Source organism: Lelliottia amnigena, from assembly GCF_019047465.1.
GTDB classification, from domain to species: domain Bacteria; phylum Pseudomonadota; class Gammaproteobacteria; order Enterobacterales; family Enterobacteriaceae; genus Enterobacter; species Enterobacter amnigenus.
The window spans coordinates 769,097-788,860 of the sequence record NZ_CP077236.1 but is presented as its reverse complement, the minus strand read 5'-3'; the positions used below and the strand labels follow the sequence as shown (position 1 = coordinate 788,860).

The 19,764-nt window shown below is 54.0% G+C and carries 21 protein-coding genes; 14 read left to right on the top strand and 7 right to left on the bottom strand.

The window, feature by feature from the left end:
* The first annotated feature begins 6 nt into the window (after nt 1-6).
* Nucleotides 7-741 (top strand): phosphoadenosine phosphosulfate reductase, encoded by a 735-nt coding sequence (cysH, locus tag I6L74_RS03710; RefSeq protein WP_059177675.1) that lies wholly within the window; start codon nt 7-9, stop codon nt 739-741.
* A gap of 235 nt (nt 742-976) precedes the next feature.
* On the opposite strand, the gene I6L74_RS03705 is transcribed toward cysH, so the two are convergent.
* Complete coding sequence (locus I6L74_RS03705) at nt 977-2,020, bottom strand: aminopeptidase (RefSeq protein WP_059177676.1); 1,044 nt, start codon at nt 2,018-2,020, stop codon at nt 977-979.
* 362 nt (nt 2,021-2,382) lie between these two features.
* On the opposite strand from I6L74_RS03705, the gene cysD reads away from it, so the two are divergent.
* From cysD to rpoS, 12 genes are all read left to right on the top strand, one after another.
* Nucleotides 2,383-3,291, top strand: coding sequence for a sulfate adenylyltransferase subunit CysD (cysD, locus tag I6L74_RS03700; RefSeq protein WP_015960216.1), 909 nt, complete (start codon nt 2,383-2,385; stop codon nt 3,289-3,291).
* Nucleotides 3,292-3,300: 9 nt separating this feature from the next.
* Nucleotides 3,301-4,728, top strand: a complete 1,428-nt coding sequence (gene cysN, locus I6L74_RS03695; protein WP_059177677.1) for a sulfate adenylyltransferase subunit CysN — start codon at nt 3,301-3,303, stop codon at nt 4,726-4,728.
* The gene (gene cysC, locus I6L74_RS03690; protein ID WP_059177678.1) at nt 4,728-5,333 is read left to right on the top strand and encodes an adenylyl-sulfate kinase; all 606 of its coding nucleotides are present in this window, start codon (nt 4,728-4,730) and stop codon (nt 5,331-5,333) included. The genes cysN and cysC overlap by 1 nt, the downstream gene beginning before the upstream one ends.
* A 51-nt stretch (nt 5,334-5,384) precedes the next feature.
* The gene (locus I6L74_RS03685; protein WP_015960213.1) at nt 5,385-5,708 is read left to right on the top strand and encodes a DUF3561 family protein; all 324 of its coding nucleotides are present in this window, start codon (nt 5,385-5,387) and stop codon (nt 5,706-5,708) included.
* 166 nt (nt 5,709-5,874) lie between these two features.
* Nucleotides 5,875-6,186 carry a cell division protein FtsB gene (gene ftsB, locus I6L74_RS03680; RefSeq protein WP_015960212.1) on the top strand — a complete coding sequence of 104 codons (312 nt, stop codon included), beginning with the start codon at nt 5,875-5,877 and terminating at the stop codon, nt 6,184-6,186.
* Nucleotides 6,187-6,205: 19 nt separating this feature from the next.
* On the top strand, nt 6,206-6,916 hold the full coding sequence (ispD, locus tag I6L74_RS03675; RefSeq protein WP_059177679.1) for a 2-C-methyl-D-erythritol 4-phosphate cytidylyltransferase: 711 nt from the start codon (nt 6,206-6,208) through the stop codon (nt 6,914-6,916).
* Nucleotides 6,916-7,395 (top strand): 2-C-methyl-D-erythritol 2,4-cyclodiphosphate synthase, encoded by a 480-nt coding sequence (gene ispF, locus I6L74_RS03670; protein ID WP_059177680.1) that lies wholly within the window; start codon nt 6,916-6,918, stop codon nt 7,393-7,395. The genes ispD and ispF overlap by 1 nt, the downstream gene beginning before the upstream one ends.
* Complete coding sequence (truD, locus tag I6L74_RS03665) at nt 7,392-8,441, top strand: tRNA pseudouridine(13) synthase TruD (protein WP_059177681.1); 1,050 nt, start codon at nt 7,392-7,394, stop codon at nt 8,439-8,441. Before ispF ends, truD begins: the two co-directional genes overlap by 4 nt.
* Complete coding sequence (surE, locus tag I6L74_RS03660) at nt 8,422-9,183, top strand: 5'/3'-nucleotidase SurE (protein WP_059177682.1); 762 nt, start codon at nt 8,422-8,424, stop codon at nt 9,181-9,183. The genes truD and surE overlap by 20 nt, the downstream gene beginning before the upstream one ends.
* Entirely contained in the window at nt 9,177-9,803 is a 627-nt protein-coding gene (locus tag I6L74_RS03655) for a protein-L-isoaspartate(D-aspartate) O-methyltransferase (RefSeq protein WP_059177683.1), read from the top strand. Before surE ends, I6L74_RS03655 begins: the two co-directional genes overlap by 7 nt.
* Before the next feature lie 116 nt (nt 9,804-9,919).
* On the top strand, nt 9,920-11,044 hold the full coding sequence (nlpD, locus tag I6L74_RS03650) for a murein hydrolase activator NlpD (RefSeq protein WP_096759541.1): 1,125 nt from the start codon (nt 9,920-9,922) through the stop codon (nt 11,042-11,044).
* Nucleotides 11,045-11,104: 60 nt separating this feature from the next.
* Nucleotides 11,105-12,097 carry an RNA polymerase sigma factor RpoS gene (rpoS, locus tag I6L74_RS03645; protein ID WP_015960205.1) on the top strand — a complete coding sequence of 331 codons (993 nt, stop codon included), beginning with the start codon at nt 11,105-11,107 and terminating at the stop codon, nt 12,095-12,097.
* Between the two features lie 87 nt (nt 12,098-12,184).
* Here rpoS and mutS read toward each other — a convergent pair whose 3' ends face one another.
* A complete protein-coding gene (mutS, locus tag I6L74_RS03640) occupies nt 12,185-14,746 on the bottom strand; it encodes a DNA mismatch repair protein MutS (protein WP_059177684.1) in 2,562 nt (853 codons plus the stop codon).
* Between the two features lie 113 nt (nt 14,747-14,859).
* Nucleotides 14,860-15,090, bottom strand: a complete 231-nt coding sequence (locus I6L74_RS03635) for a SymE family type I addiction module toxin (RefSeq protein WP_059177685.1) — start codon at nt 15,088-15,090, stop codon at nt 14,860-14,862.
* Between the two features lie 187 nt (nt 15,091-15,277).
* On the opposite strand from I6L74_RS03635, the gene I6L74_RS03630 reads away from it, so the two are divergent.
* Nucleotides 15,278-15,628 (top strand): nitrous oxide-stimulated promoter family protein, encoded by a 351-nt coding sequence (locus tag I6L74_RS03630; RefSeq protein ID WP_059177686.1) that lies wholly within the window; start codon nt 15,278-15,280, stop codon nt 15,626-15,628.
* On the opposite strand, the gene I6L74_RS03625 is transcribed toward I6L74_RS03630, so the two are convergent.
* From I6L74_RS03625 to eitA, 4 genes are read right to left on the bottom strand one after another with little or no spacing between them, the layout of a single operon-like run.
* Complete coding sequence (locus I6L74_RS03625) at nt 15,625-16,872, bottom strand: MDR family MFS transporter (protein ID WP_072241737.1); 1,248 nt, start codon at nt 16,870-16,872, stop codon at nt 15,625-15,627. The two genes, I6L74_RS03630 and I6L74_RS03625, sit on opposite strands and share 4 nt — an antisense overlap.
* Before the next feature lie 15 nt (nt 16,873-16,887).
* Nucleotides 16,888-17,649: a siderophore ABC transporter ATP-binding protein EitC gene (gene eitC, locus I6L74_RS03620; protein ID WP_059177687.1), complete on the bottom strand. Its 762-nt coding sequence runs from the start codon at nt 17,647-17,649 to the stop codon at nt 16,888-16,890.
* Nucleotides 17,649-18,686: a FecCD family ABC transporter permease gene (locus I6L74_RS03615; protein WP_059177688.1), complete on the bottom strand. Its 1,038-nt coding sequence runs from the start codon at nt 18,684-18,686 to the stop codon at nt 17,649-17,651. The genes eitC and I6L74_RS03615 overlap by 1 nt, the downstream gene beginning before the upstream one ends.
* Complete coding sequence (eitA, locus tag I6L74_RS03610; protein ID WP_059177689.1) at nt 18,686-19,684, bottom strand: siderophore ABC transporter substrate-binding protein EitA; 999 nt, start codon at nt 19,682-19,684, stop codon at nt 18,686-18,688. The genes I6L74_RS03615 and eitA overlap by 1 nt, the downstream gene beginning before the upstream one ends.
* Nucleotides 19,685-19,764: the final 80 nt, after the last annotated feature.

The following is a 19,764-nucleotide window of genomic DNA, read 5'->3' as shown; positions in this document are numbered from 1 at the left end:
GTTGCTATGTCCTTGCTCGATCTGAATGCCCTTAACGATTTACCGAAAGTGGAACGCATTCTGGCGTTGGCAGAAACCAACGCCAAACTGGAAAAACTGGATGCCGAAGGACGCGTAGCGTGGGCGCTGGAAAATCTGCCAGGTGAGTATGCGCTCTCATCAAGTTTTGGTATTCAGGCTGCGGTGAGTTTGCACCTGGTGAACACGATCCGCCCCGATATTCCGGTGATCCTTACGGATACGGGCTATCTGTTCCCTGAAACCTATCAGTTCATTGATGAGCTGGCGGAAAAGCTCAAGCTGAACCTGAAAGTTTATCGCGCAGATCAGAGTGCGGCGTGGCAGGAAGCACGCTACGGCAAACTCTGGGAGCAGGGCGTTGAGGGTATTGAGAAATACAATGAGATCAACAAAGTCGAGCCGATGAATCGGGCGCTCGAAGAGCTGAATGTGAAAACGTGGTTTGCAGGTCTGCGTCGCGAGCAGTCCGGCAGTCGCGCCAGCTTGCCGGTGTTGGGCATTCAGCGCGGCGTGTTCAAAGTGCTGCCGATTATCGACTGGGATAATCGTACGGTTTATCAGTATCTGCAAAAGCATGGGCTGAAATACCATCCGCTGTGGGATCAGGGCTATCTGTCTGTGGGCGACACCCACACCACGCGGAAATGGGAGCCAGGAATGGCGGAAGAAGAGACGCGATTCTTTGGGCTTAAGCGCGAATGCGGATTGCACGAGGGATAATTTTTCCCTCACCCTAGCCCTCTCCCAAGGGGAGAGGGAATCACCCTGAACTCTCTTTTCGCTTCTCCCACTGGGGGAAAGACTGGCACGAAGCAGTCTTTTCTCGTCTCCCAAGGGGAGAGAGAATCACCCGGAATTCTCTTTTCACTTCACTCACTGGGAGAGTGAGTAGAACGAAGCTGTCTTTTCTCCCTCTCCCTGTGGGAGAGGGGCGGGGTGAGGGCATCAGACTACGCTACCCTTTCCCAGCTTTTGCCAACTCTTTGACCAGCGGTAGCATCACTTTCACCACGTCGCGGGTGCGGCGCTCTATGCGCTGCGGGAGCGATGCGTCAATATACTGTTGGTTATCGAGTCGCACGTCGTGCCAGCTCGTGCCGTCCGGGAACGCTTTCGATTTTGCCCGCTGCTGATACCCATCTTTTTTGCCTAACGACCAGTTGGTCGCTTCGACGTACAGCACCGGGATACCCGCTTTATCAAACGTTTCACCGTCGGTACAACACCCCGTGCCTTTTGGGTAATTCGGGTTGCGTCCTGGATTAATCGCCGCCTGAATGCCCTGACCACGCGCAATCGCCAGTGCGCGATCGCGCGTGAGCTTGCGTACCGAGTTTGGCGTCGTCTTGCCGCTGTTGAAATAGAGTTTGTCACCCACGATCAGGTTATCGAGATTAATCACCAGCAGGGTATTTTTCTTTTCAGCCGCGCTCATACGGTTAAGCAGGTTTTCCGCGCCGAGTTTGCCCTCTTCTTCGCCGCTGGTGGCGACAAAACGAATGCCGTAGTGCGTCGGGATATTTTTCAGACGTTCAGCCAGCTCAAGCATGACGCCCAAACCTGCTGCGTTATCGTCCATTCCCTGTAGCGTCAGGCCGCCGAGATTATGATCGGTGTCCTCATCGCTCATAGGCGCGAAGGTATCCAGGTGCGCCATGATGATAATCTGCTGCGCCGTTTTACCTTCATGCGCAGCAATGACCGTACTGCCCGTCACGTTGTGCCAGTTTTTACTGTTGTTGCGCGAGGTATAAATGTATCGGCTGTGAAAGGCGCGGATATCGCTCTGGTAGCCCATGTCGGCAAACTGTTGGCGCAGATAATCAGCGGAGAGCATTTCTGCTGGCGTGCCGGTCATCCTTCCCGGAAAAACGGTGGCGATGTGGCGCGCCTGTGTTGAGGCGATTTCACCGAAAGAGTTTGCTGTTGCGTGAGCCGGAAGAATAAAGCAAACGCCGAACGCCAGGGCAGCGATACGGTGGCGCATTGCGGAAAACATAGTGAGTCCTTAAAAATCGGAGCTAATTTTAACTCGCCTAGTATGAAACTGTGATCGCGCTTACACAATTTCATTTGCTCTTAAACGCCCGATATTCCGCGTGTTAAGCACTTTTTGATATGAGCTTTTCCAGGTCGTTATTCCATTGAGTAACTACTCATTCCAATTCGTAATTTCATTCACCCTGAGTCGCCCCCTATAGTCCCACTATTCCTGTTTGTGAGTGAGTTGTCACATCGCGCACTGTCCGTCTGTATCAAAGCCCGTCTGGGGCTTATGACCGACACCGTTAATACCGTGAACATCTTGCCAAAAATGCCCCCATGCCCGCCCTGAATGTGGCGGGAGAATAAGGAACGGTTATGGACCAAAAACGACTTACCCACCTGCGGCAACTCGAAGCAGAAAGCATTCATATCATCCGCGAGGTGGCTGCCGAATTCTCCAATCCCGTGATGATGTATTCCATCGGGAAAGACTCCAGCGTGATGCTGCATTTGGCGCGTAAAGCGTTTTATCCGGGCACACTGCCTTTCCCGCTGCTGCATGTGGATACCGGCTGGAAATTCCGTGAGATGTACGAATTCCGCGACCGTACGGCTAAGGCCTACGGCTGCGAACTGCTGGTGCATAAAAACCCGGAAGGCGTGGCGATGGGGATCAATCCCTTTGTGCACGGCAGCGGTAAGCATACCGACATCATGAAAACCGAAGGGCTAAAGCAGGCGCTGAACAAATACGGCTTTGATGCTGCATTTGGCGGCGCGCGCCGCGATGAAGAAAAATCGCGTGCCAAAGAGCGTATTTACTCTTTCCGCGATCGCTTCCATCGCTGGGACCCAAAAAATCAGCGCCCTGAGCTGTGGCACAACTACAACGGTCAGATTAACAAAGGCGAAAGCATCCGCGTGTTCCCGCTCTCCAACTGGACCGAGCTGGATATCTGGCAGTACATCTATCTGGAAAATATCGACATTGTTCCGCTGTATCTGGCGGCAGAACGCCCGGTGCTGGAGCGCGACGGTATGCTGATGATGATCGATGACGATCGTATTGATTTGCAGCCTGGCGAAGAGATCAAAAATCAGATGGTGCGTTTCCGTACCCTCGGCTGCTGGCCGCTGACCGGCGCGGTGGAGTCAAACGCGCAAACGCTGCCGGAGATCATCGAAGAGATGTTGGTCTCCACCACCAGCGAGCGGCAGGGGCGCGTCATTGACCGCGACCAGGCCGGCTCAATGGAGCTGAAGAAACGCCAGGGTTATTTCTAAGGAGCCGCCATGAACAATACGATTGCACAACAAATTGCTGATGAGGGCGGCGTCGAAGCCTATCTGCACGCTCAGCAGCACAAGAGCCTGCTGCGTTTTCTGACCTGCGGCAGCGTTGATGACGGCAAAAGCACGTTGATTGGGCGTCTGCTGCATGACACCCGTCAGATTTACGAAGACCAACTCTCCTCGCTGCATAACGACAGCAAGCGTCACGGCACGCAGGGCGAAAAGCTCGACCTGGCATTGCTGGTGGACGGCCTTCAGGCTGAGCGCGAGCAGGGCATTACCATTGACGTGGCGTATCGCTACTTCTCCACCGAGAAGCGCAAATTTATCATTGCCGATACTCCAGGCCACGAACAGTACACCCGTAACATGGCGACCGGGGCCTCAACCTGTGAACTGGCGATTCTGCTGATGGATGCGCGCAAAGGCGTGCTCGATCAAACGCGCCGCCACAGCTTTATCTCTACGCTGTTAGGGATCAAACATCTGGTCGTTGCGGTTAACAAAATGGATCTGGTGAACTTCAGCGAAGAGGCGTTCGAAGCGATTCGCCAGAGCTACCTGACGTTTGCCGAGCAGTTACCTGGTCATCTGGATATCCGCTTTGTACCGCTTTCGGCGCTGGAAGGGGATAACGTCGCTTCTCAGAGCGCCAATATGCCGTGGTACAGCGGCCCAACGCTGCTGGAAGTGCTTGAAACCGTCGAAATACAGCGCGTGGTGGAAAACCAGCCGATGCGTTTCCCGGTGCAATACGTGAACCGTCCGAACCTCGATTTCCGTGGTTTCTCCGGCACGATCGCGTCTGGCACGGTGAAGGTCGGCCAGCGCGTCAAAGTCCTGCCGTCAGGCGTGGAATCGGCGATTACCCGCATTGTCACTTTTGACGGTGACTTGCAGGAAGCGGGTGCCGGTGAAGCGGTGACGCTGGTACTGAAAGATGAGATTGATATCAGCCGTGGCGATCTGCTGCTGGATGCTGAGGAAAGCGTCCCTGCCGTGCAAAGCGCGTCGCTGGACGTGGTGTGGATGGCGGAGCAACCGCTGACTGCGGGCCAGAGCTACGACGTTAAAATCGCAGGTAAGAAAACGCGAGCACGCGTAGACGGTATTCAGTATCAGGTGGACATCAACAGTCTGGCGCAGCATAAGGCGGACGAATTGCCGCTGAACGGCATTGGCCTGGTGGATTTCACCTTTGACGAACCGCTGGTGCTGGATAAATACCAGCACAATCCGGTCACCGGTGGTCTGATCTTTATCGACAGGCTGACGAACGTCACCGTGGGCGCAGGGCTGGTGAACGAACCACATCTGCAGGCCAACGCGACGCCGTCAGAATTCAGCGCGTTTGAACTGGAGCTGAATGCCCTGGTACGCAAGCACTTCCCGCACTGGGGCGCGCGCGATCTGCTGGGAGGCAAGTGATGGCGGAGCATGATGAGAACGTCGTCTGGCATCCTCATCCGGTGACGGTCGCTCAGCGCGAACAACTCCACGGTCACCGTGGGGTTGTACTGTGGTTTACCGGGCTTTCAGGCTCCGGTAAGTCGACGGTTGCGGGCGCGCTGGAAGAGGCTCTGCATCATGCCGGCGTAAGCACCTATCTGCTGGACGGCGACAACGTGCGCCATGGCCTGTGCAGCGATTTGGGGTTCAGCGATGACGACCGGAAAGAGAACATTCGCCGCGTCGGTGAAGTGGCGAGCCTGATGGCCGATGCGGGGCTGGTGGTGCTCACGGCGTTTATTTCACCGCACCGCGCGGAACGCCAGATGGTGCGCGAGCGCGTCGGAGAGAATCGGTTTGTTGAAGTCTTCGTCGATACGCCGCTGGCGATCTGCGAAACGCGCGATCCGAAAGGGCTGTACAAAAAGGCGCGTGCCGGAGAACTGAAGAATTTCACGGGGATTGATGCGGTTTACGAAGCGCCTGAATCGCCAGAGATTCACCTGGATGGTCAACAATTGGTAACAAATTTAGTAAGCCAATTATTAGACCTGCTCCGACAGGACGATATTATCAGATCCTGAGACGGTATCGGATAGTGAGCTATCCGGTTGTCATCGGCCACAGGATTCGTTATGCGCAACAGTCAGAATTACATTATCAGCGGGTCGGAAACGTTATCGACCAATGACGAGACGACCTGGTCACTGCCTGGGGCCGTGGTGGGCTTCGTCTCGTGGTTGCTGGCGCTCGGCATTCCGTTCCTGATCTATGGCCGCAACACGCTGTTTTTCTTCCTCTACACCTGGCCTTTCTTTCTGGCGCTGATGCCCGTGGCGGTTGTGGTCGGCATTGCGCTGCACTCGCTGCTCAATGGCAAACTGCTTTATACCACCTTGATCACGATTGTGGCGGTTGTCGCCATCTTCGGTCTGCTGTTTTTATGGCTGATGGGTTAACTTCAGCCATAATTCAAATCGTAACGAATAATGTGCCTTTGTTGTGCTTACGTATCCGTGGCAAAAATGTGGTACATTTGCCCGCGATGTTGCGGCATCTCCGTCGCCCCAGAGTAGAGTCAGGGGCAAAGTTGTGGGATGATGATGCCGTTTTTCAGGGGGCAGGATGGGTAAACTAACGCTGCTGTTGCTGGCCTTGCTGGTCTGGCTACAGTATTCGCTGTGGTTCGGTAAGAACGGTCTTCATGACTACGGTCGCGTCAACGATGACGTGACGGCACAGCAGGCAACGAACGCAAAACTTAAAGCGCGAAACGATCAACTTTTTGCCGAAATTGATGACCTCAATGGCGGGCAAGAGGCGATTGAGGAACGCGCACGTAACGAACTCAGTATGACTAAACCGGACGAAACCTTTTATCGTCTGGTGCCGGATGCGTCTAAACGCAACCAGGGCTCAGCACAAAATAATCGATAATCAGGCCCAGGATTACGACATGGCAGTGACTTTTTCGGATGTATGCGCCGTGGTACCGGCCGCTGGCTTTGGTCGGCGCATGCAGACAGAGTGTCCTAAGCAATACCTTTCAATCGGTGATAAAACGATCCTTGAACATACCGTGGCGGCGCTGCTGGCAAATCCACGGGTGACGCGCGTCGTTATCGCTATCAGTCCGGGCGATGCCCGTTTTGCCGCCCTACCGCTGGCGAATCATCCGCAAATTACCGTTGTTGACGGTGGCACCGAACGTGCCGACTCGGTGCTGGCTGGCATTCGTGCGGCGGGGAATGCCGCGTGGGTATTGGTTCACGATGCCGCGCGTCCCTGTTTACACCCGGACGATCTCGCACGTTTGCTGGCGATAAGCGAAACAAGCGCTGTGGGCGGTATTCTGGCCGCGCCGGTACGCGACACCATGAAGCGTGCGGAGCCAGGGCTGAATCATATTGCTCACACCGTTGAGCGCGTTGATCTTTGGCACGCGCTGACGCCCCAATTTTTCCCCCGCGAACTGCTTCATGATTGCTTAACCCGTGCGCTCAACGAGGGCGCAACCATCACCGATGAAGCCTCGGCGCTGGAATATTGTGGTTTCCATCCTGAGCTTGTAGAAGGACGCGCTGATAATATCAAAGTGACGCGCCCCGAAGATTTACAGCTCGCGGAATTTTATCTTACCCGTATGACCTATCAGGAGAACGCATAATGCGAATTGGACACGGTTTTGACGTACACGCCTTTGGCGGCGTTGGCCCGATTATCATTGGCGGCGTGCGCATTCCTTTTGAGAAAGGACTGCTGGCGCACTCCGATGGCGATGTGGCGCTGCACGCCCTGACCGACGCCCTGCTGGGCGCTGCGGCGCTGGGCGATATCGGCAAGCTGTTCCCGGATACCGATCCGGCCTTTAAAGGGGCGGATAGCCGCGAACTGCTGCGTGAAGCCTGGCGACGTATTCAGGCGAAGGGCTACACGCTCGGCAACGTTGACGTGACCATTATTGCGCAGGCGCCAAAAATGCTGACGCATATCCCGCAGATGCGCGTGTTTATCGCCGAAGATCTGGGTTGTCATATGGACGACGTGAATGTTAAAGCGACCACCACCGAGAAACTTGGATTTACCGGGCGCGGCGAAGGCATCGCCTGCGAAGCGGTTGCGCTGCTGGTGAAGGCGGCCAAATGACAGAGTTTGAGAATCTGACTTATCTGCACGGAAAACCGCAGGGGGCTGGCCTGCTAAAAGCCAATCCCGAAGATTTCGTGGTGGTAGAAGATTTAGGTTTTGAGCCTGACGGCGAGGGTGAACACATTCTCGTGCGTATTCTGAAAAATGGCTGTAACACCCGTTTTGTCGCTGACGCGCTCGCGAAATTCCTTAAAATCCATGCCCGCGAAGTGAGTTTTGCCGGTCAAAAAGACAAACACGCCGTAACGGAACAGTGGCTTTGCGCCCGCGTTCCTGGCAATGCGATGCCTGATTTAAGTCAATTTGAGCTTGAAGGCTGTAAAGTGCTGGAATACGCCCGTCATAAGCGCAAGCTGCGTTTAGGCGCGCTTCAGGGCAATGCCTTCACCTTGATTCTGCGCGAAGTGACGGATCGTGACGACGTGGAAAAACGCCTGACCGCGATCGCGGAGCAGGGCGTGCCAAACTACTTCGGCGCACAGCGTTTCGGTATCGGCGGCAGCAATTTGCTGGGTGCGTTGCGCTGGGCGCAAAGTGATGCGCCGGTGCGTGACAGGAATAAGCGCAGTTTTTGGTTGTCGGCAGCCCGCAGCGCGTTGTTTAATCAGATTGTGAGTGAACGACTGAAAAAACCGGACGCGAATCAAGTTGTTGTCGGCGATGCGCTACAATTAGCGGGACGCGGCAGTTGGTTTGTGGCCACAGCGGAAGAAATCACCGATGTGCAGGCGCGCGTTGATAATAAAACGCTGATGATTACCGCCGCGATGCCCGGCTCGGGAGAGTGGGGCACGCAGGGCGATGCGCTCGCGGCCGAACAGGCGGCGATTGCCGATGCGCCAGAATTACAATCATTGCTGATGCGGGAGAAAGTCGAGGCGGCGCGCCGCGCGATGCTGCTCTATCCGCAGCAGCTTAGCTGGAACTGGTGGGACGACGTAACCGTCGAGTTACGCTTCTGGCTACCGGCAGGTAGCTTCGCCACCAGCGTTGTCAGGGAACTTATCAACACCTCGGGTGATTATGCGAATATTGCTGAGTAACGATGATGGGATACATGCACCGGGCATTCAGACGCTGGCGAAATACCTGCGCGAGTTTGCCGACGTGCAGGTTGTTGCTCCTGACCGTAACCGCAGCGGGGCGTCCAATTCATTGACGCTGGAATCGTCACTTCGTACGTTTGCGTTTGAGAATGGCGATATCGCCGTGCAAATGGGCACGCCGACCGACTGCGTGTTTTTGGGCGTCAATGCGCTGATGCGTCCCGGGCCGGATGTGGTCGTGTCGGGGATTAACGCGGGTCCAAATCTGGGGGATGACGTGATTTACTCGGGTACCGTCGCCGCCGCGATGGAAGGCCGCCATTTGGGATTCCCTGCGCTGGCGGTCTCCCTGAATGGCCACCAGCACTACGATACAGCCGCAGCGGTAACCTGTTCGATTCTGCGTGCGCTCAGCCGTGAACCGCTGCGCACAGGACGTATTCTGAATATCAACGTTCCCGATCTGCCTCTTGACGAAATCAAAGGCATTCGCGTGACGCGCTGTGGCAGCCGACATCCGGCTGACCAGGTGATTCCGCAGCAGGATCCGCGCGGCAATACGCTTTACTGGATTGGTCCTCCTGGCGATAAATGCGACGCAGGCCCGGATACCGATTTTGCAGCCGTGGATGAAGGGTATGTCTCCGTCACCCCGTTGCACGTAGATTTAACTGCGTACAACGCGCAAGATGTGGTGTCAGGCTGGCTTGAACGTGCCGGGGTGAACACGCAATGGTAAGTCAACGTGTACAAGCACTTCTGAATCAATTGCGCAGCCAGGGCATCGCCGACGAGCGTGTGCTGGAGGCTATCTCGCAGGTACCGCGCGAGAAATTTGTGGATGAGGCGTTTGAACACAAAGCGTGGGAAAACGTGGCCTTACCCATAGGACAGGGGCAGACAATCTCTCAGCCCTATATGGTTGCGCGTATGACGGAATTACTGGAGCTGACGCCGGAATCTCGCGTTCTCGAAATAGGGACAGGGTCGGGTTATCAGACGGCAATTCTGGCCCATTTCGTTCATCATGTCTGCTCTGTTGAGCGCATCAAAAGCTTGCAATGGCATGCGCGCCGTCGTCTTAAACAGCTGGATTTACATAATGTTTCTACACGTCACGGTGACGGATGGCAGGGGTGGCAAGCCCGCGCTCCGTTTGACGCTATTATCGTGACGGCTGCACCGCTTGAAATCCCCGCTGCGCTCTTGTCGCAACTGGCGAATGGCGGCATTCTCGTGTTACCCGTGGGCGATGAACATCAGCTGCTAAAGCGCGTTCGTCGGCGGGATGACGAGTACATCATCGATACTGTAGAAGCCGTGCGGTTTGTGCCTCTCGTGAAGGGAGAACTGGCCTGAGACTCGGAATTTTCCAGGGTTTTTCAGGAAAATTCAGCGTATGGTGAGGCGCAAACCGTTTGTGCGATTACGGTTAATTTTAAGTCACTGGTAGTTAACACATTCCTGGGGGATAAATGAGCGCGGGAAGCCCAAAATTCACCATCAGCCGTGTTGCGGCATTGTCACTGGTTTCACTTTGGCTGGCAGGTTGTACAAGTTCTAATAACGCCCCTGCTCCGGTGAGCTCTGTCGGTGGTAATAGCGGTTCCGAAAATTCGTCCGGCGGAATGCTAATTACCCCTCCACCAAAAATGGGCACAGCAACAACGCAACAAAATCCGCCAATTCAGCCGATGCAGCCTCCTGCTGCACAGCCAACGCAGATGCAACCAGTGCAACAAACTGTGCAGACCGAGAATGGCCGCATAGTCTATAACCGTAAGTATGGGAATATTCCCAAAGGAAGCTACACCGGCGGGAGTACGTATACGGTTAAACGTGGCGACACGCTTTTCTATATCGCGTGGATCACCGGGAACGATTTCCGTGACCTTGCGCAGCGAAATAGCGTGCAGGCCCCGTATGGCCTGGAAGTTGGGCAAACGCTTCAGGTCGGTAATGCGACCGGTACGCCATTAACGCCGGGTAACTCTGTCTCCGCAGCGGATGTCACCGCTCAAAATAACAGCGTTAAACCTGCGCAAAATACAAGCGCAGTGGTTGCTTCACAGCCCACAATTACGTATTCTGAGGACTCAGGTGAACAGAGTGCTAACAAAATGTTGCCGAATAATAAGGCGTCTGCGACTGTCGTCACAGCACCGACTACGGCACCTGTGGTTAGCTCTACCGTACCGACTGCCAGCAGTATGACCTCCAGTGCGCCTATCTCCACCTGGCGCTGGCCAACTGACGGTAAAGTATTCGAAAACTTCTCTTCCTCCGAGGGGGGAAATAAAGGGATCGATATCGCAGGAAGTAAGGGACAGGCTATTACCGCGACCGCAGATGGACGCGTTGTATATGCCGGTAACGCTCTGCGCGGTTACGGTAATCTTATTATCATAAAACATAACGATGATTACCTGAGTGCCTACGCCCATAACGATACAATGCTGGTCCGGGAGCAACAAGAAATCAAGGCGGGGCAAAAAATCGCTACCATGGGTAGCACCGGAACCAGTTCTACACGCTTGCATTTTGAAATTCGTTACAAGGGGAAATCCGTAAACCCGCTGCAGTATTTGCCGCAGCGATAATTTGGCGGGGCATGCCACTTCAGGATGTCTCGTTCAGGGATCACGGGTAGGAGCCACCTTATGAGTCAGAATACGCTGAAAGTTCATGATTTAAATGAAGACGCGGAATTTGATGAGAACGGAACCGAGTCTTTTGATGAGAAAGTCTTAGTTGAAGAGGAACCCAGTGATAACGATTTAGCTGAAGAAGAGCTGTTATCGCAGGGCGCCACACAGCGTGTGCTTGACGCGACTCAGCTTTACCTTGGGGAGATTGGTTATTCTCCACTGTTAACAGCCGAAGAAGAAGTTTATTTCGCGCGTCGCGCACTGCGTGGAGATGTTGCCTCACGCCGTCGCATGATTGAAAGTAACTTGCGTTTGGTTGTGAAAATTGCCCGTCGTTACAGCAATCGTGGTCTGGCACTGCTGGATCTGATTGAAGAGGGTAACCTGGGCTTGATCCGCGCAGTTGAGAAGTTTGACCCTGAACGTGGGTTCCGATTCTCGACTTACGCTACCTGGTGGATTCGTCAGACCATCGAACGGGCAATCATGAACCAAACCCGTACGATTCGTTTGCCGATTCACATCGTCAAAGAGTTGAACGTCTATCTGCGTACCGCGCGCGAGTTGTCCCATAAACTGGACCACGAGCCAAGTGCAGAAGAGATTGCAGAGCAACTCGATAAACCGGTTGATGACGTAAGCCGTATGCTGCGTCTCAATGAGCGCATTACCTCAGTCGACACCCCACTGGGTGGCGATTCCGAAAAAGCGCTGCTGGACATCCTGGCCGATGAAAAAGACAACGGCCCGGAAGACACCACGCAAGATGATGATATGAAACAAAGTATCGTCAAATGGCTGTTCGAACTGAACGCCAAACAGCGTGAAGTGCTGGCACGTCGTTTCGGTCTGTTAGGGTATGAAGCTGCGACACTGGAAGATGTTGGCCGTGAGATTGGTCTGACTCGTGAACGTGTTCGTCAGATTCAGGTAGAAGGTTTGCGTCGTCTGCGTGAGATTCTGCAGGGGCAAGGACTGAATATCGAAGCGCTGTTCCGCGAATAATGACCTTTTCATCAAAAAAGGCCGGTCGAAAGACTGGCCTTTTTCTTTGGGCTTAACTGGCCCGACATATTCTGTCGGGCACTGTTATCACACTAAATTCTTCAAACGATAAATCCACTCTAACGCCTGACGCGGCGTCAGAGAGTCCGGATCGAGATTTTCAAGAGCTTCCACCGCAGGTGATGTCTCTTCCGCTGGCATCAGGAGCGACATTTGTGAACCATCCACCTGAGTCGCAGCTGCATTTGGCGATAAGCTTTCCAGTTCGCGTAGCTTCTGACGCGCACGTTTAATCACTTCTTTTGGCACACCGGCCAGCGCGGCAACGGCAAGGCCGTAACTCTTGCTGGCAGCACCATCCTGAACCGTATGCATAAACGCAATGGTATCTCCGTGCTCCAGCGCATCCAGATGCACATTCGCCACGCCTTCCATTTTTTCTGGTAACTGCGTTAGCTCGAAATAATGCGTCGCAAAAAGGGTTAGCGCTTTGATTTTATTCGCCAGACTTTCGGCGCAGGCCCACGCCAGAGAAAGACCATCATAGGTTGATGTACCGCGACCAATCTCATCCATCAACACCAGACTGTTTTCAGTCGCATTATGCAGAATATTCGCCGTTTCGGTCATTTCGACCATAAAGGTTGAGCGGCCGCTCGCCAGATCGTCCGCAGCGCCCACGCGGGTGAAAATGCGATCGATAGGACCGATTTCGACTTTCTGCGCGGGAACGTAGCTACCAATATAGGCCAGCAGGGCAATCAACGCAGTCTGCCGCATGTAGGTGCTTTTACCGCCCATATTTGGACCGGTGATAATCAGCATACGGCGTTGCGGAGACAGGTTAAGCGGGTTAGCAATAAAGGGTTCGCGCAATACCTGCTCGACAACGGGATGACGGCCCTCGGTGATACGAATGCCGGGTTTATCAATAAAGGTTGGGCAAGCGTAATTTAGGGTGTCGGCGCGTTCTGCCAGGTTGATCAGCACATCGAGTTCAGCCAACGCGCTTGCGCTTGCCTGTAACTCGGCGAGATGTGGCATCAGCATATCGAACAGCTCTTCATAAAGCTGTTTTTCAAGCGCCAGCGCTTTACCTTTGGAGGTGAGAACTTTGTCCTCATACTCTTTCAGTTCAGGAATGATATAACGCTCGGCGTTCTTAAGTGTCTGACGACGGACATAGTGAATCGGGGCGTGGTGGCTCTGACCACGGCTGATTTGAATGTAATAGCCGTGAATAGCGTTATAGCCGACTTTCAACGTATCCAGACCCAAACGCTCGCGCTCGCGGATTTCCAGTTTATCGAGGTAATCCGTTGCGCCGTCGGCCAGGGCTCGCCATTCATCGAGTTCCTCGTGATAGCCAGGGGCAATGACGCCGCCATCACGAACCAGAACCGGTGGGGCTTCAACAACCGCGTGCTCCAGTAATTCGCACAGCTCTGTGAATTCACCCATCGTTTCGCGCAGTTTTTGTACGGGTGCGCTGTTCACTTCGGCCAGTTGCACACGTAATGCCGGAAGCTGCTGGAAGGCATGACGCATGCGAGCCAGATCGCGTGGGCGCGCCGTACGAAGTGCCAGGCGAGCAAGAATACGTTCTAAATCTCCCACCTGGCGCAGCACGGGTTGCAGCTCTGTAAAGCGATCCTGCAACGCACCGATGGTTTGCTGGCGGCTGACCAGCACATCCGTATCTCGCACGGGCATATGCAACCAGCGCTTGAGCATACGGCTACCCATTGGCGTGACGGTGCTGTCGAGCACGGCGGCGAGGGTGTTTTCCACGCCACCGGCCAAATTCTGAGTGATTTCGAGATTACGACGTGTAGCGGCATCCATGATGATGCTGTCCTGCTGGCGTTCCATCGTAATCGAACGGATATGGGGAAGGGTCGTGCGTTGGGTGTCTTTCACGTACTGCAACAGACAGCCTGCGGCGCACAGGCCACGCGGTGCATTCTCAACGCCAAAGCCAATCAGATCCCGCGTACCAAACTGCAGGTTTAACTGCTGGCGCGCCGTATCAATTTCAAATTCCCATAACGGACGGCGACGCAGGCCCCGACGGCCCTCAATCAGTGCCATTTCCGCAAAATCTTCGGCGTACAGGAGTTCTGCAGGATTCGTTCGTTGCAATTCAGCCGCCATCGTTTCGCGATCGGCGGGTTCACTCAAACGAAAACGACCGGAGCTAATATCCAGCGTGGCATAACCGTAACCTTTGCTGTCCTGCCAGATCGCCGCCAGCAGGTTATCCTGTCGCTCCTGTAACAGCGCTTCGTCACTGATAGTGCCTGGTGTGACGATGCGAACCACTTTGCGTTCCACCGGACCTTTTGACGTGGCCGGATCGCCAATCTGTTCGCAAATCGCGACGGACTCGCCTTGGTTGACGAGCTTCGCCAGGTAGTTTTCTACGGCATGATGCGGAATGCCCGCCATCGGAATAGGTTCACCCGCCGATGCGCCACGCTTGGTCAGTGAGATGTCGAGCAGCTGTGACGCGCGTTTTGCATCATCATAGAAAAGCTCGTAAAAATCCCCCATCCGATAAAAAAGCAGGATTTCCGGATGCTGAGCTTTGAGTTTCAGATACTGCTGCATCATCGGCGTGTGTGCGGTTAAATTTTCGATTGTGCTCATGGAGTTAAGATATCCATTTCATTGAAATTATTGCGTTTTGCGCGACCTGCTGGCCGTTAGTTACCTCTATTGTCGCATGAACAAATGACAGGGGGCAGCAAAATGTCGAGACTTTATGCTGTGTCTTCTTTCATCAACTCAATGAGCAATTTTCCGTGTTCGACTCTCACACTGACCTGCGAATGGGTTTTAAACCCTGCTTTTTCGAGCCAGTCGCCTTTTAGGCTCAGTGCCGCATGAACGCTGTAACGTTTTGGAATTTTGGTATTACGATCTTCATGGCGCTTTCTAAAGTAGCCCACTTTGAGATGGCGTTGTGACGGGGTGATCGGGATATCAGACATACAGGCTCCATTAACAGCAGACGAAAAGGGAATGAAATCACCTGTATAAAATGCCAGTGGTTATGGGCGAAAACAAATCTATAACTGGAAGCCGTCTTCAGAAAATGAAATGCAACAAATGAAATCAAGCTGAAAAGGCGATTTTAAAGATGTATTATTCATGCAATTTATTAATGGGTGATCTGTTATGTCAGGAAAACGAATCTCTCGTGAAAAAGAGACGATCGGTAAAATGATCGCGCTCTATGAAACGCAATGCCCTCAGGCATCTTGCGAGCCTGGGTATTATCAGGCCTTGAACGCGTATGCAGACAAACGACTGGATAAATGCGTTTTTGGAGAAGATAAACCAGCCTGTAAACAGTGCCCTGTCCACTGCTACCAACCTGCAAAACGAGAAGAGATGAAACAGGTTATGCGCTGGGCCGGGCCACGTATGTTATGGCGTCATCCGATCCTCACTATTCGTCATTTGATAGACGACCGCCGCCCGGTGCCGGAACTGCCCGAGAAATGCCGACCCAAAAATAAGGCTTAAACTTTACGACCACGCGCGCCTTGCATCGGACGGCAAATGATCACCATCGCTATCGCGCTGCACAGCGGGAAAAAGGCTAACTGCAACCAGGGATAAATGGCCTCTTTCGACGGCACTAAAGCATGATCAAGTTGACTGCCGAACAGGAGATTCCCCGCCAGCACAGCGCAGCCCCCGGCTGTGGCCAGCGCGCCATAATGTGCACCAAGCGTTGCCTCATCAGCAAACCAGGGGATGAGATCTTTTGCGGCGGGCACCAGCAGCATCTGGCCCAGCGTTAACAGCGTGACAAAACAGGCGGACGGCAAGAGTCGAAGCCACCCCTCCGGCGGGACTGTTGCCGCGAACAGGGCGACGCTGACAAAGGAGGCGGAGACGAACAGGAACCCAAAGGGAAGGATCCTGGTAGGACCCATACGACGCGCAAAACGTGCCAGCGGAAGTTGAAAGGCAATAATCAATACCGAGGCCAGCATAAAAAGCGGTCCCAAATCTTTTTCGCTGCCGCCAGCACGTTGAATTTCGACGGGCAGTGCCAGATAAAGTTGGTTGTAACTCAGTAACCATGCGCTGTAGGCGATAATGAAGGCGACAAAACGCGGCTGACGGAAGGTGGTCCACCACGGTGTCATTTCAAGCGTTTGCTTTTTTGCAGGCGCAGAAGGCAGCGCGAAAAACAGGACGATCAACGCCACGACAAAGACACTCGCGCCGGCCAGTGCAACCTGGCGGAAACCAAGTCCCGTCATGAGGGCTCCTGCAACCGGCCCAAGTACAGCCCCCAGCTCGCCACACACGGCAAACAGCGCAAACCACTCCGCACGACTGCGTTTGCCCCGCGCCTCACTTTGTGTTCCGGCTTTCGCCAGCAATGCTTCAATGGAGGGCGAAAACAGCGCTCCGCCAATCCCGGTCAAACAGGCTCCCACTATAATCGGCCAAAGCGATTGCCCAAACGCCAGCAGCAAATAACCCGACACGCGAATAAGACAGCCGGCCAGGATCACGATACGTGCCCCGAATCGGTCTGATAGGGCTCCACCCACGAAAAACATCCCTTGTTGGGAAAAGGTCCGCAGCCCAAGGATCAGCCCAATCAGCCCGCCGGAGAGCATCATGTCTTCGCGCAAAAAGATCGCAAGAAAGGGAACGACAGCATAAAAACCGATGTTGAAAACAAACTGGCTACCCAGTAACACAGGCGGCCAGACCTGTGCGGCTGGCCGAAAGAGAGGCAAAGACATGCGGGTTACCCGGCGTTAAGCGATGTAGTGGATATGTTTTTTGCCATGAAACGGTGAAATTTCAATTTTCGTTTCGACCCGGAAGACATCCCACAACAGCGTTTCGGTCAGGATCTCATCAGGTGTTCCGGAAGCAACGATTTCTCCATTTTGCATCACGATGAGTGCGTCACAGAACATCGACGCATGGTTGAGATCGTGGATGGCCACAATGCTGGTGACGGGTAATTCGCTGATGAGTTTCATCAACTGTATTTGATGATGAATATCCAGATGGTTCGTGGGTTCATCAAGCAGGATCTCGGTTGGTGTCTGCGCAAGCGCGCGGGCAATGTGCACGCGCTGGCGTTCACCGCCGGATAAACTTTGCCAGCCTTGCTCGCTTTTTTGGAGCATATCCACACGTTCCAGCGCAGCAGTGACGGTTTCATCGTCCTGCGTGCTCCAGTTCGAAAAAGGCGAATGATGGGGGATGCGGCCGAGTTTCACCACATCGCGAACGCGCATATTCGCTTCTGTCATTCCATGCTGTTCAACAAAAGCGACGCGGCGCGCCAGCTGTTTTTTGGTGATCTGGCTAATGTTTTTATCGTCCAGCGTGACGCAGCCCGAGTGAGGACGACGCAAGCCCGCCAGAACGCGCAGCAAAGAGGATTTACCTGAACCGTTTGGGCCAAGTAACCCAACCGTTTGCCCACGAGAAACCCTCAGTGAGACATTGTTGACGATAACTTTTTTACCCACCTTCCAGGTAATATTTTCGGCAGTGATGCTCATCACTTATTCCTTGAACGATAGATAATAAGGGCAAAGAACGGTACGCCAACCAGGGCGGTGACGACACCCACCGGCAGGCTTTGCGGTGCAATCAGCAGACGAGACGCAATATCGGCAAGCACCATCAAAATGGCACCCGCCAGGGCGCTGGCGATGAGCAATGTGCGATGCAGCGGCCCAAAGAAATAGCGCATCACATGCGGAACGACCAGGCCGACAAAGCCAATAGAGCCCGCCATGCTGACAATGGTTGCGGTAATAAGCGCTGTGACGGTGAATAGAATTAAACGCACCCACGGGACGGCGATCCCAAGCGACGCTGCGGCATCATCGCCAAACGTAAAGGCATCCAGAGCACGAGAATAGTAAAGGCAGATAGCTAATCCGGTCAGCACGACGATCAGCACCAACTGGAGCTCAGGCCATCTGACGCCGCTAAAACTGCCCAGCAGCCAGAACATCACATCACGGGCCTGCTGAGCGCTGGCGGAAGTGCTGATGGTGTAGGCGGTGATGGCATTAAACAGCTGCGAGGCGGCAACGCCCGCCAGGATAGTGCGCTCGTTACCGCCACGCGCGCCATTAGTCAGGAGCGCGACAAACACAAAGGCAGCAAAAGCACCGGCAAACGCGCCCGCGGAGAGCGAAACTGCGCCTGTCCCGATGCCTAATACCACAACAGACACTGCGCCTGTCGAGGCTCCCGCAGAGACCCCGAGAACATACGGTTCTGCGAGCGCATTTTTCAGCAGGCTCTGGAGTACTGCCCCACAAATGGCCAGCCCCGCGCCGCAGCAAGCCGCAACCAATGCACGGCTCAGGCGAAAGTCCCAAATCACACTTTCAAAAATGCGACTCAGCGGCACATCGGTGAATCCCATTTTATTGCCGATCGCGTAAAACACGGTTTGCAGCGGAATCGATAGCTCACCCACGCTGACGCCAATAGCGATGACCAGAATAAGCAAGGCAATAGAAAGGATGCAGGATGTGCCGAGAAACACCCCCTGCCGTGCCTGTTGAACGGCTGAACTCATTAGTTCAGCCCCATCTTTCTAAGCTGTTCGCCAACCTGTTCTGCGCCGTAAAGGGTACGGATAGTGGGGTTCATGGCCTGGCCGTCCATCACCACGATATGACCTTTTTTGACGGCATCAAGCTGACTGACCGCGGGATCGCTTTTCAGGAATTTGATTTTTTCTTCCGCGTTATCCAGAACCCAACGGTTACGATCGAGGCTTGAGACGACGATCACGTCAGGGTTTGCGGCGATGATGCTTTCCCAGCCCACCGTTGGCCATTCGGTTTCAGAGGTAATGGCGTTATGACCGCCCAGAACATTCGCGATAAAGCCGGATGCGCTGTTTTTACCGCCCACGTAGGCGTCTGCGGAAGGTGAGGCGCTGGAGAACCAGAAGACAAACGAAAGGTCTTTTTTGTTTTTACCAAATTCGGCACGCAAATCTGCTTCGCGTTTTTTGAAATCGGCAATCACCGCCTGACCGCGCGCTTCCACGTTAAAAATTTTAGCGAAATCTTCAATTTCCTGGTACAGGAACGTCATATCCCAGAGTTTTTGACGGCTACCGTACATGTCGCCCACGCCCTTTTTGGTGGCGCACATGCCGGGTGAAACATAGCTGTTAACGCCGACAGTCGCGAGATCTTCTCGTTTTGCCACTTTGCTTTCAGGGCCCAGCAATAACGGCAATTGTGCCGGAACAAAATCAGGATTCTGGGCGAGAACGGACTCGAGTGTCGGGATTTCGACCGTCAGCAGTTTGATTTTGGCATTTTTCTCCGCCAGTTCCGGCAGCACTTTGGTTGGCCAAAAAGCGCTGGCAGCGATCTTATCCTGCAGTCCCAACAGCAGCAAAATTTCGACGGTGTTCTGACCCAGCGCCACAACGCGCTCAGGGGCTTTGGTGAAGGTTTGCGTGTACCCGCAATTCTCGATAGTCAGAGGATAAGTGGTTGCATATACGGAGCTAACCGAAGCGAATACCAGGCCTAAGGCGCTGAGGACCTTTTTCATAAAAACGCTATCCTTCATCAATATATTATTTATTAGCAGGTCAGGGGGTTTTAATGATAATGAAACTCATTTTAATGGGT